The organism is Nibrella viscosa (genome assembly GCF_039541875.1).
GTDB lineage: Bacteria > Bacteroidota > Bacteroidia > Cytophagales > Spirosomataceae > Nibrella > Nibrella viscosa.
Genome location: NZ_BAABHB010000012.1, coordinates 121,031 through 133,324, shown reverse-complemented (window position 1 = coordinate 133,324; position 12,294 = coordinate 121,031). Strand labels below are relative to the sequence as shown.

Below are 12,294 nucleotides of genomic sequence, written 5' to 3'. Positions count from 1 at the left end.
TAATTGATCTAAATTTGCGTAAGATTATCGACGCCGAACCGTGTACCACTTTTTACGCTGCGCAAATAAAATCATAATTCTGAAACGCCTGCTGCTGGTAACAGGTCTGATCGTCCTGACTAGTCCGCTCTTCGCCCAAACCTCCGTGCTGACTGGTCAGATCCGCCGGGCCGACAACCAGAAACCGGTCGAAGAGGCCGTGGTGACCACGCAGGACGGCCGGTATAGCACCCTTACCGACGCCAATGGGCAGTACCGGCTCAAGCTTCCGGCCGGCACCTACACTGTGGTGGCCTTTGCGCTGGGATTGGAAACGACTACCCAAACCGTATTATTTGGCACTGAACCGCAGACCCTCAACTTTGAACTGACCGAACTGGCCAAAAATCTGGATGAAGTGGTGGTGCAGGCACAACGGGAGCGGACGTTTGGGATCACGCGGCTGAAATCGGTGGAAGGTACGGCCATTTACGAGGCCAAGAAAAGCGAAGTAGTAGTGCTGCGCGATCTGACCGCCAATAAAGCCACCAATAACGCCCGGCAGGTCTTTGCCAAAGTGACCGGCCTCAACATCTGGGAGAGCGACGGAGCCGGTCTGCAACTCGGTATCGGCGGGCGGGGGCTCAGCCCTAACCGGACATCGAACTTCAATACCCGGCAGAACGGATATGACATATCTGCCGATGCGCTGGGTTATCCGGAAAGCTACTATACCCCGCCGATGGAGGCCCTGGAGCGTATTGAGGTGGTGCGCGGAGCGGCTTCGCTACAATACGGTACCCAGTTTGGCGGGATGCTGAACTTCCGGTTTCAGCGCGGCCCCAAAGACAAAGCCATTGAGGTAAACAGCCGGCAGACCATCGGCTCCTGGGGTTTTTTCGGCTCGTTCAACAGCGTGGGCGGAACGGTGGCCGACGGTAAGCTGAACTACTATGCCTTTTACCAGCGCAAGCAGGGCAACGGCTGGCGGCCCAATTCTGACTTTACCAATAACACCGCCTACGGCTCCCTACGGTACCAGGTAGCGCCGAAGCTGATGCTGGGCGTGGAGTATACCTACATGGATTACCTGGCGCAGCAGCCCGGCGGCCTCACCGACGCTCAGTTTGCGCAGAATCCCCGGCAGTCGATCCGCACCCGCAACTGGTTCAGCGTGCACTGGAACCTGATGGCCGTTACGGCCGATTACCAGCTGTCGGAGCGGACGCGGTTGAACACCCGCACATTTGGGCTTATTGCCGGCCGCTCGGCCTTAGGTAATCTGGAACGCATCAATGTGGCCGATCTGGGCGGCAACCGCAACCTGATCGACGGCGGCTTTACCAATATCGGCAACGAAACCCGGCTGCTGCATCGCTATACGGTAGCGGGCCAACCGGCCACGTTTCTGGCCGGTGTGCGCTGGTACCGGGGCACCACCACCGCCCGGCAGGGCGACGCCAACAACCAGGCCGGTGCCGACTTTTACTTTCTGAACCCAACTAGTCTGGAAGGCTCCGACTACCGCTTTCCCAACAAAAACGATGCTGTTTTTGTGGAGAACATTTTCAATCTTAGTTCCAAACTGAGTGTTACGCCCGGTATCCGGTTTGAAAGCATCCGGACGTTTTCGGAAGGGTATTACAAGCAACGGGTATTTGACTTTGCCGGTAACCTGATTGTGGATAACCGAATCGACGATGCGCAGGTACGCCGGCGCTCGTTTCCGCTGCTGGGACTCGGGGTGAGCTATAAGCCGACGGATAAGCTGGAAGTATACGGCAATGTGTCGCAGAATTACCGGGCTATCAACTTCTCCGACCTCCGCATTGCCAACCCCAACTTTGCCGTTGATGCGAACATCAAAGACGAGCGCGGCTACACCGCCGACCTGGGGATTCGCGGGAGCGCCGAGGACTTCTTCACGTTCGACGTAACGGCTTTTTACATTGCCTATAAAGACCGCATCGGGCTGCTGCTGAAGGCTGATCAGCCACCCCTTTACCTCGACTACCGGCTGCGCACCAACATCGCCGATTCGCGCAACCTGGGTATCGAAGCCTTTGGGGAGGTGGATATCCCGAAACTGTTCGGCAACCGCGAGGCTCTGACGGGCTGGTCGGTATTCGCCAACGTCTCGTTGATCGATGCCCGCTACATCAATACCACCGACAACACCATCCGCAACAAACGGGTGGAACAAGTCCCACCGGTGTTGATTCGCACGGGCTCAACCCTGCGCCGGACCTTAGCCAACGGAGCCGATCTGTCGGCTACGCTGCAATACGCCTATACCGGCGAACACTTTACCGACGCTACCAACGCCCGCCGTACCTCCACGGCCGTCAATGGGGTTATCCCCGCCTATCAGGTGGTCGATTTTTCGGCCGCTTACCGCTGGAAATGGCTGAGCCTGGAGGGTACCTGCAATAACCTGCTCGACGCCCACTACTTTACCCGCCGGGCCGACGCCTACCCCGGTCCCGGCATTATCCCCGCCGACGGCCGGGCGTTTTACCTGACGGTTGGGGCGAAGTTCTGATTGCGTCGGCTATTTACGTATCTTTAGCCAAAACCCTTACTACCTTACGTCATGAATTCACGGAACTATACCCGAGTGGGTTGTTACCTGCTCCTGCTTATCATTCCGCTACTGCCGCTGTCGTCATTGGCTCAATCCAAAAGCCTGTTTAATGGTAAAGATCTCAGCGGCTGGCATGCGGATGTACCGGCGATGGATAATAACCCGTCGGTCAAAAATCCGTTTCTTGTGCGCGATGGACTGCTGGTTAGTATGGGGGAGCCCAACGGCCACCTGATCACCGATGCCTCGTACCAGAACTACCGGCTCGAAGTGCACTACCGCTTTGCCGGTAAACCGGGTAATTGCGGGGTACTCGTGCATGCTTCTACCCCACGATCCCTCTATAAGATGTTTCCCAAATCGATCGAGGTGCAGATGATGCACCAGAATGCGGGCGACTTCTGGTGCATTGTCGAGGACATTACCGTGCCGGATATGGAGAAACGTCGTGGCCCCAAAGAGAACTGGGGTATCACCGAGGGTAAGGAACGGCGCGTGATCAACCTGACCGACGGCTCCGAAAAACCCCTGGGCGGATGGAACACGATGGTGATCGAGTGCCTGAACGATTCCATCAAGGTCTGGGTAAACAACGACCTGGTTAATTTCGGCTACAACGCCACCGCCCGGCAAGGCCAGATCGCGCTACAGGCCGAAGGGGCCGAGGTCGAGTTCCGGAAGGTTATGCTGACGCCGATTAGCAGGCTTACCGAGTGACGTCCGCGTTGGCCGTTTATGGACAGCCAGAATATGGTTCTTATCCCTGAATCACAACCCCGGCGCAGCTATCTTTTCGCCGATCGGGCGAGCGAGTCGAGGTACTGCCTGAACTCAGCGGTATCGTAATTAAACATCCCTTCCATGCGCTGGGCAATGCGGCCGTCGGGGTCCAGGATCAGCGTGGTGGGTATGGCTTCGGTGGTAAAGTCATTGGGCATGGGGCCGGCCGGTACGTAGACCGGGAAGGTGAATTTGTTCTGCTCGATATACCGGCGGGCCTTTGCCGGGTTTTCGTCCAGCGACAGCATCACAAACGCTACCTTGCTCTTATCCACCGACTGATACAGTTTTTCGATGGCGGGCATTTCGGCCCGGCAGGGCGGGCACCAGGTAGCCCATTGGTTCAGAAAGATCACTTTTCCTTTCAGGTCATCCAGGGAAACGGTTTTGCCGTCGAGGGTAGAAAGGGCCAGTTGGTACGGCGGCCCCGAAGCGGTGACCGCTGGTTGTTCGGCCGGGCTGACGGTAGCGGCCGTCACCGGCACGCCCGAAGCCGGTGCGTCGTTGACGCCGGTTTTCAGGAACAGTTGCTGAAGGTTGCCGCGCAGAGCGGTGCCCAGTTCGGTAAACAATAAGACCAGCACGAATGCTGCGAGCATGGCATACAGGAGCCAGCGGGTCGATTTTTTAGGCGTGTCGCTCATAGCTTGTTGTGTTTACGGGTGCTGTATAGTAAAACTACCGGACCCGGCAACAGGTTATAAAGCCTTTTGCCGGGTCCGGTATTGTTTCTGGCGTTACGCCGGTTCAGGTGACTACTTTAGCAGCAGGCGGATGGCTTTGCTACCCTGCTCACTACGGAGCAGGCCCACATACACCCCGCCGGGTGTCTGGCCCCGCTCCCAGGTAACCTCATACGCTACGCCCGCTTCGGCCACACTCGCCGGCCACTGCGCCACCGCCCGGCCGTGCAGGTCGGTCACCGCCAGTTGGTAGCGCCCGCCCTGCGGCAGCATGAACCGCAGCGTGGTGCGCTCGGCCACCGGGTTAGGAGCACTGCTCAGCAGTACCGCATCGGCTACCAGCACCGGCTCCAGGCCGGCAGCCTGGCGGGCGTTCTTGCTGTTGGGGTCGTGGATCACAATCGAGCCACCCCCGATCTGCGTACTAGGGTCGGCCGTGTCGTCGGCTCCGTACTGGTTGTCATACACGGTCTGGTTGCTGCTGGTCTGCCAGATCTTAATGCGGAAGCGGTCGGGGCCTTTCGCCTTGCCCAGATCACCGTCGGTGGCCGTCAGCATGAAGCCGTAGCCGCCCTGGCCGTTGATGCTGCCTGTGCCCTTGAACTGCGCCTTGCTGCCGGCCACCACCAGCCACTCATAGGCCGTGCTCCTGAATACCAGCCCCCCAGCCTCAAACTTGAAGTCGGTGTCGCCCGTGGGTAGGCTCTTGCCTTTCTGGTACTTGGCCACAAAGCCGAAACTGGCCTTGCCGCCCACCCGCATGAAGGTGCAGCTGGCACAGATGGTCGCATCTACTACGGGTGAGTCGATCCAGCCGCCCCCGGTAACAAAGCCGGCGGTGGGGTCGTAGACGACGGCGTACTGGTAGACGCGGCTGGTGGGGCAGTTGCCCGCCAGGCTGACAGTCACCGAGTAGACCCCGGCGGAGGTGTAGCTGCGCTGGGCGGTGAGCTGCCCGCCACTCACACTACCAGCGGTGGTGGTGCCGTCGCCCCAGGCAATCACGGCCGGTGTACCGTTGGCTGCCTGGCTGAGCAGGGCCGTGAGGCTGAAGGGCTGACCCAGCGCCAGGGGGTTGGAGCCCGCCACAAAGTTGCTGATGGTGGCCGTGGCCGTGTGGCTGGTGACGGTGGTAGTAGCCGTAGCCGAACAGCCGCTGGTGCTGGCGGCCGTAACGGTGTAAGGGCCGGGCTGGGTGACCACAAATACACCGGTGTTGTTGGTCTGCCCGTTGCTGAGGGTATAACTACCGGCTCCGCCGGCCGTAGCGGTCAGGGTAACACTGGTCTGGACACAGGTGAGCGGACCGCTGCCGATTAGACTGACACTGGTGGGCGGGGTATTTACCGTGAGGCTGAAGGCGGTAGAGGTGAGCGAGTTGCAGGCACCCGTCACGACCAGCGAGTAGCTGCCCGCATCACTGGTTTGTACATTACTCAGCGTGAGCGTGGCCGAGGTCTGCCCCGTAACGGCACCCCCATCTTTGTACCACTGGTAGCCGCTGACGGTCCCCGTCATGCTAACCGGCACCGACACACCGGCCCCGGCACAGACGGCCGTAGCCGCCGGCGGCTGTTGGGTGAAAGCCAGTGGCTGGTTGTTGTTATCCTGGTACTCCACAGCCCCCATGTCGATGCGGCAGCCCTTGATGCGGGAGTTGCCGGCCAGGTCCGTAGCGGGTCCGTTGGCTGCCGTGTAAGCTGCATCACTACCGGCATCGATGGCCGGCGAACCGGCGGCAAGCGCTACGCTGCTGGTGGACGAGAAGGGCGAGACGGCGGTGGTCAGGTTACCCGGTTCGCTAATGCCTACATTGGTGGTGTTGTCAAAAAGTGAGTAGGTGACCGTGCTGCTGCCGCCGTTACTGAAAAAGGCTTTGCTGCCGCCATTGTTCCAGACTATACAGTTGGTCAAGCTCAGACTGCTGCCATTGTTGTAGATGGCCCCGCCCCCACTAGCCGAATTATTTTGGAAGCTACAATTGGTTAGGCCCAGGCTGCTAAAGATATCGTTGTAGATGGCCCCGCCTTCGTTGGTGCTGCTACTGCTTCCGGTGGCCAGATTGCCCAAAAAGCTACAGTTGATCAGGCTGGGCTTGCTGCTGCCGCTCTGGTTGTAGATGGCCCCGCCCCGCATGATTCTGCTACCGGAAACCTGATTATTCACAAAACTGCAGTTGATTAGGCTCAGGCTACTTATGTTGAATATAGCCCCACCCCGGCTGGCGTTGCTGTTGCTGCTACCGGTGGTCTGATTATTCACAAAACTACAGTTGATCAGGCTCAGGCTGCCCCCGCTGAAGATGGCCCCGCCTTCGTTGGTGCTGCTACTGATACCGATAGCCTGATTGCCTACAAAGCTACAGTTGGTCAGCTTCAGACCGATACCCTGGTTGTAAATGGCCCCGCCCCTATAAGTAGCCTGATTGCCCACAAAGCTACAGTTGGTCAGGCTAGGATTACTGCTTTTTGAGTTGAAGATGCCCCCGCCGGAGTTGATGATGCCACTATCATCCGCATTGCCGCCGGTGATGACAAAGCCATCCAGGAGGGCTGTGTTGTCCACGCCATCATTGTAGAACAGATGGTAACTATTTCCATTGAGTGTCCTATCGTCATCAATGTCGCCACTGAGGGTGGTGCTGCTAGGGCTGCCTGTTACGGGGTTGATGGCCGGGCGGGCAGCCAGACTCTTCTCATCACCGTTGAAGCCGCCGTAGATGGCTACGTTGTTTTTCATCGAGAAGCTGGCCCCCCGGTTGGCCGTGTTGGAGGTGGGCTTGTAGAGGCCCTTCGCTACCCAAATTTCGGTGATGCTGGCGTAGGTATTGGCCGCTGTTAGTGCTTCGGTCAGGGTTTTGAAGGCCTGCCCCCAGCTTGTTCCGTCTCCGCTCGCGGTAACGGCCTGATTCACGTAAACCCGGCTCACAAGGGTATTTAAACAGCCCTTTTTCGGATCACAGCTATCGAGGGTTGCCGAATTATTATCATCACAGTTCAGGGGTTCATATGAGCATTCCGTTAATGGATCGCAGCGATCCAGCGTACAGGCATTGCTGTCGTCGCAGTTGATGGGGGTATTGGTGCATTTTCCTAGCTCCAGATCGCAGCGGTCACTCGTACAGGCGTTATCGTCGTTACATTCGGCATCGGTGGTGCAACTGGCACCCACCCTGGCGGTCGGGGCCTTCAGGGCATCCCGGTAAAGCTCCCCATCGACCAGCACCGTGGGCGAACTGCGAATGCGGCGTTCCGCCGTTTGCCGGCTGTGGGGGTACAGGCGGGCGCTGGCCGTGGGCAGTTGCGTCAGGCGTTGCACGTCACCCACATCAATGCCGACCCGCCGGGCGGCCGCCTGCCAGTCGTCGCTCCGGTAATTATCGGCTCGGGCCAGCAGATAGTCGAGCCACCGGGCCGGAAAGCGTTCGGCAATGACGAGTTGCCGGATATTTTCGGCTACTTCGGCTGGTCCGTGCAGGCTGCGGAAAGCGCCCTGACCCGCAGCGGGGGCTACAATGTAGTGCAGCCGGAAACTGACTTTGGGACCAAGTTCTTTGACCAGCGGGATCAGGGTTTGTTCGGCCTGCACGCCATAGGGGCACTGGCTCATCACATACAGGTCGAGGGTGACGGTTGGCTGGTGGCCAAGTTTGCCCAGTATGAGTTGCCGCAAAGGGTTTTGGGTGGTGGGTGGTACCGCTGCCTGGGTCGTAGCGGAACCGAGCAGCAGGAGAGTAAGCACGTAGAAAAGAAAGGGCATAATCATTTTGGTTTTACGGATGAACGTAGAATAGCAGGGGCAGGAGGCCGGTCATTCAGGCGGCCTCATCACTTGGTAAGCCAAAGGGTATAGTCATGGATGAAGCGTGCTCAGTTGGTTAATACGTGAATTGCCTGGTAATGCGGCCATTTTCGATGGTGTAAATCAGACAGACCGGCTGGGGTGGCCCGTGGCTGAGCTGCCCCTCCACTACTACATGGTGTTCATAGGCCGCGTAGAGCTGGGTAATCTCCAGGTGATAGCCCCGGTAAGCCGCCACCACCTGGCCGGGCGTCTGCTCTACCTCCCGGTAGCGGGTATGGGGTCCTTTGTAGCGCACCCGTTCGGCGTAGAGCCGGGCCACACCCGCCCAGTCCTGGCGGTTGAGGCCGGCCTCGAGTTGCCGTACCACCCGGATGTTTTGCTGCTGAACCGCTTCGAGATCGGCGGGTCCGGTGGGCACACAGGCCGTGAGCAGGCCGGCCAGCACCATACCGGCCAGGCGTGGCCCGGCCAAGCGTGGCCCGGCCGGAAGAAGCAGGACGGAATGTTTCATAGCAGACAGGGTTTAGGCGTAGCCAGCCAATTAACCAATGGACGAATGAACAAAGACACCTGATCAACAGCCAAAAATAGCCCGTGCCGGCCACACGGATTTAGTCTATTGTTCCGGATAGTTAGTCTATTGTTCCAAAAACTTGGCTTAATATTCCTACCGAACTGGTTTCGTCGGTAAAAATGATGTGCTTACCCTGATTATCGCTGAACTGGCAGTGCAGCAGGTTGGGTTGGGAAGAAAAGAGGCTGACCAGGGCGGCACCTTTGGCCGAGTTGCCTACAAAGCGGCAGTTGACCAGCGTGGGGCTACATCCGTTGAGGTTATAGACACCACCACCGGTCTGCGCCGAGTTGGCCCGGAAAAGGCAGTCGGTCAGCCCCGGACTGGCGTTGGTGTTGTTGAACATACCGGCACCCAGGGTGGCCGTATTGGCCAGAAAGCTACAGCTCAGCAGCGACGGGTTACAGGACGAAAGGTTATAGATGCCTCCACCGGCAAAAGCGGAGTTCGCCGTGATGCGGCAGTTGACCAGCGTGGGGCTGGCGTAGTAGTCGTTGTAGAGGCCTCCGCCCGCGCCGGCCGCCGTGTTCCCCACAAAGATACAGTTGACCAATTCGGGGCTGGAACCGTGGTTATACATGCCTCCGCCCATAGTGGCATCAACCTGGCTACTGTCGCAGGCATGGCCGCCGGTGATGACAAAGCCGTCGAGCACGGCCGTATGGTCCAGACCGGTGCCGATGGGGTGGTAAAAGACATGGTAACTGTTGCCGGCCGGCGTGCCGTCGCCGTCGATATCCCCGCTGAGGGTAGTCGAGGAAGGCCGACCCATCAGCGGATCAATCAACGGACGTTCGGTCAGGCTGGTTTCGGTTCCGGCAAAACCACCATAAATGGCTACACCGTTTTGCATCCGGAAGCTCACGGTCCGGTCGGTCCGGTCGGCCGGCGCACCGGCCGGAATGTAGGTGCCGGCGGCTACCCAGACCTGACCACCCCCGGCCGCAGCCACGGCATTGATGGTGTGCTGGAGGTTACCGGCGGCTTGGGTCCAGTTGCTACCGTCGCCGGTACCGCCGGGTTTTACGTACCGGATCATAGGTGTAGGGTTAGGTTGGGCCAACGTTTGGAAAAATGTGCCGGTAAACAGCAAAAAGAAGAAGGCAGCGAGACGTAGCGACATAAATGTGTTTGTAACAACTTGATTGGTTGTCACAAACTTCGTCCCTGGTCCAAAAAAGCTGTTGGTCTATTGTGCCAATAACTTGGCGTATTGTTTCCGGACTTAGTTTATTGTTCCAAAGAGTTGGTCTAATGTTCCGGCTACCTCACCGGCAGGCCGTACCGGCGCAGAATATCCTGGAACACCGGCTCGCGGTGGTAGGGCCGGAAGGGCGGAAACAGCAGTAGGTCTTTGTAGATGTAACCTTCGTCGGCGGCCTGTTTAAGGGAGCGAAGGCAGTTGGCGCGGTCGTTCAGGCCGGCATACACCACGGCTTTCAGGTACAGGTTCCGGGCCGGGGTGTCGGGCGTAGCGGCCAGGTACGCGCGGGCGTCGTCGGTCTTGCCCTGTCGGGCTGCGCAGTAGAGCAGGGAAGGCACATGGTTGGTGTATTGGGGATTCAGTTGTATCGCGTGCCGCATCGTGGTTTCGCCCAGCGGGTAGTCTCCTTTAATCATGGCGCAGATACCCTGGCTGAAGTGAAACAGAAAGGAGTCGTTAAACAGAGGTTTACTGGTGTTGAGACATTGTTCGGCCAGGTCAAAGCGGCCGGCATAGGCGCAGTTGATAACATGCCCGGCCACGATGACCGGCATGAGCGGGTCGAGTTCAAGGGCTCTGGTGCTGTAGGGGATGGCTTCAGCGGGACGGCCCAGCGCCCGCAGCAGCAGACTGTACCAGTAATTGGCCTGGGCATCGTTGGGATTGTAGAGCAGGGCCTGCCGGAACGCGGCATCGGCCAGTGTCCACTGATACAGATCGCCATACAGACTGCCGAGGGCTCCGTACGCCATGCTGTTGGTGCTGTCGAGCCGGATAGCCTGCTGCGCGTACTGCAGGCCCTGTCGGTAAATGGCCGGATTGGTGGTATAACCCAGGTTGCCCAGCAACTCACAGGCTGAGGCTTTGTAGGCGTAGGCCTCGGCAAAGTTGGGGTCGTAGGTCAGCGCTTCGTCCAGTTTTACGATACCCGCCCGGATTTTGGCTTCTGCGCGGGTGGCCAGCAACTGGCGGCCCTGCAACAGCGCATTGTAGGCGGCCAGGCTGGTGGTGTGCCGGCGCGGGACGGTCCGGTTGGTAGGCTGGCCTAGCGCGGCCCGGCTGAGTTGCTGGAGCACTTCCTGATTCATGCGGCTGGTGATCCGGAACAGATCGTTGTAGGTGCCCTCGTAGGTTTTTGACCATAGCCGGATATCGTCGCGGGTGCGGAGCAGCTCCAGTTTTACCTGTAGCTGGTCGCCGTTCTTCAGCACGCTGCCCTTCAGCAGGTGGGCCACCTGGAGTTCGTCGCCGATCTGCCAGACCGTTTTTTTTGCGCCTTTGTACTGATCGGACGACGTGCGGGCAATCACCTTGAGGCCATCGACCAGCGACAGCTCGGTATGCAGGTCATCCATGATGCCGTCGACGAGGTAGTCGGTATCCGAGGGACCCATGTTGCGGAAGGGCAGCACGGCAATGGAGTTGCCGGACCGGGTCGGAGACCCATCGGCCGGTGGCTGTAGCAGAAACTGGCTACCCAGCCATCCAACCAGGATGGCCAGCAGGGTCAGCCCTACCCACCAGAACCGGCGGCTGATGGCCTGGTGGGCCGATGGTGGGCCGACGGGGGGAGCGGGCTTGGTCAGTAGTTCCGGTGCCTGAATGGTCGGCTCGGGCATTTCCGACTCAATCGGTACGTTGCCGACGGGTTCCGGGTCGGTTGTAAGTTCGGGGCTGGCCGGAATTTCCAGGTCGGACTCGGGTCGGTTCCGGCGCAGGGCGGAGGGGCTGACGCCAAACTGCTGGGTAAAGTATTTGCTGAAGTTCTGCGGGTTGCCGATGCCCACGCGGTCGCCTACTTCGGCGATGCGCAGATCGGTGGTGGTCAGGAGCCGATAAGCCTGATCGAGCCGGATTTTGCGGATAAAATGCGTGGTCGACAAGTCGGTTTGCTCCTTGACCAGCCGGTGAAGCTGCGTACGGCTGACCCCCATCTGGCGGCATAGAGTGTCAACAGACAGCGCGGAGTCTTCCAGATTAGCCTCAACGTATTCGGTAAGCCGTATAATAAAATCCTGGTCAGCACTAATCATAAATTGGCAGCCGGACAGTATGTCCCGTTGTCAGTCAATACACACACCTGGTGCTGGCTACGTTTTAAACAGAAATCAGTCCTAAAGTTATACATTTTTTGCGAAAAGTATAAGTATATCCTGTCAGGCGGAGCAGAGGATATTTATACGTACTGAATAACCGGTTTTGCCGCATGAATCATCCGGTTGGCCTGAATTTTACTATATTTGTTTTCATGACCCCCGAACAACGACTGAACCAACTGGAGCCGGTAATTGCCGAGATACTAGCCAAGCAGGATGAGCACTCCGCTCAGATAAACCAGGTATCTGCCCAGGTGCGGCAGGTTTCCGCGCAGGTTCGCCATACGCAGGTAACCCTGGGTCAGGTGATCGATATTGCTACGACCCAAAGCGATCATATTCAGTTTCTGCTAAATGAAGTTGCCGAGATACGGCAGGACGTGACTGGACTGAAGCAGGACGTGACTGGACTGAAGCAGGACGTGACTGAACTGAAGCAGGACGTGACTGAACTCCGGCAGGGTCAGGCTGAACTGCTGCAGGATATGAATGAACTGCGGCAGGATGTAAATGGAATAAGTCAGAAAGTTGATCTGATCTTACAAATTCTACAGTCGGGCAACGGCCGCTCCTGAGCCGGCAAAGGTTTT

Annotated in this window: 8 protein-coding genes; 3 read left to right on the top strand and 5 right to left on the bottom strand. The window is 58.4% G+C overall.

The features are described from left to right. Nucleotides 1-40: 40 nt before the first annotated feature. On the top strand, nt 41-2,521 hold the full coding sequence (locus tag ABD931_RS22810) for a TonB-dependent receptor domain-containing protein (RefSeq protein ID WP_345270308.1): 2,481 nt from the start codon (nt 41-43) through the stop codon (nt 2,519-2,521). A gap of 51 nt (nt 2,522-2,572) precedes the next feature. Then, nucleotides 2,573-3,280 (top strand): 3-keto-disaccharide hydrolase, encoded by a 708-nt coding sequence (locus tag ABD931_RS22805; RefSeq protein WP_345270307.1) that lies wholly within the window; start codon nt 2,573-2,575, stop codon nt 3,278-3,280. A 68-nt stretch (nt 3,281-3,348) separates the two neighbouring features. On the opposite strand, the gene ABD931_RS22800 is transcribed toward ABD931_RS22805, so the two are convergent. From ABD931_RS22800 to ABD931_RS22780, 5 genes are all read right to left on the bottom strand, one after another. After that, nucleotides 3,349-3,987, bottom strand: a complete 639-nt coding sequence (locus ABD931_RS22800) for a TlpA family protein disulfide reductase (RefSeq protein ID WP_345270306.1) — start codon at nt 3,985-3,987, stop codon at nt 3,349-3,351. A gap of 111 nt (nt 3,988-4,098) precedes the next feature. Next, nucleotides 4,099-7,785: a choice-of-anchor Q domain-containing protein gene (locus ABD931_RS22795; protein ID WP_345270304.1), complete on the bottom strand. Its 3,687-nt coding sequence runs from the start codon at nt 7,783-7,785 to the stop codon at nt 4,099-4,101. 118 nt (nt 7,786-7,903) lie between these two features. Further along, nucleotides 7,904-8,341, bottom strand: a complete 438-nt coding sequence (locus ABD931_RS22790) for a nuclear transport factor 2 family protein (RefSeq protein ID WP_345270303.1) — start codon at nt 8,339-8,341, stop codon at nt 7,904-7,906. A gap of 121 nt (nt 8,342-8,462) precedes the next feature. Further along, the gene (locus ABD931_RS22785; protein WP_345270302.1) at nt 8,463-9,443 is read right to left on the bottom strand and encodes a right-handed parallel beta-helix repeat-containing protein; all 981 of its coding nucleotides are present in this window, start codon (nt 9,441-9,443) and stop codon (nt 8,463-8,465) included. Nucleotides 9,444-9,667: 224 nt separating this feature from the next. Next, nucleotides 9,668-11,641, bottom strand: coding sequence for a helix-turn-helix domain-containing protein (locus tag ABD931_RS22780; RefSeq protein WP_345270301.1), 1,974 nt, complete (start codon nt 11,639-11,641; stop codon nt 9,668-9,670). 173 nt (nt 11,642-11,814) lie between these two features. Between ABD931_RS22780 and ABD931_RS22775 the strand changes: the two genes are divergently transcribed. Then, entirely contained in the window at nt 11,815-12,279 is a 465-nt protein-coding gene (locus ABD931_RS22775; protein ID WP_345270299.1) for a hypothetical protein, read from the top strand. The last annotated feature ends 15 nt before the right edge of the window (nt 12,280-12,294 follow it).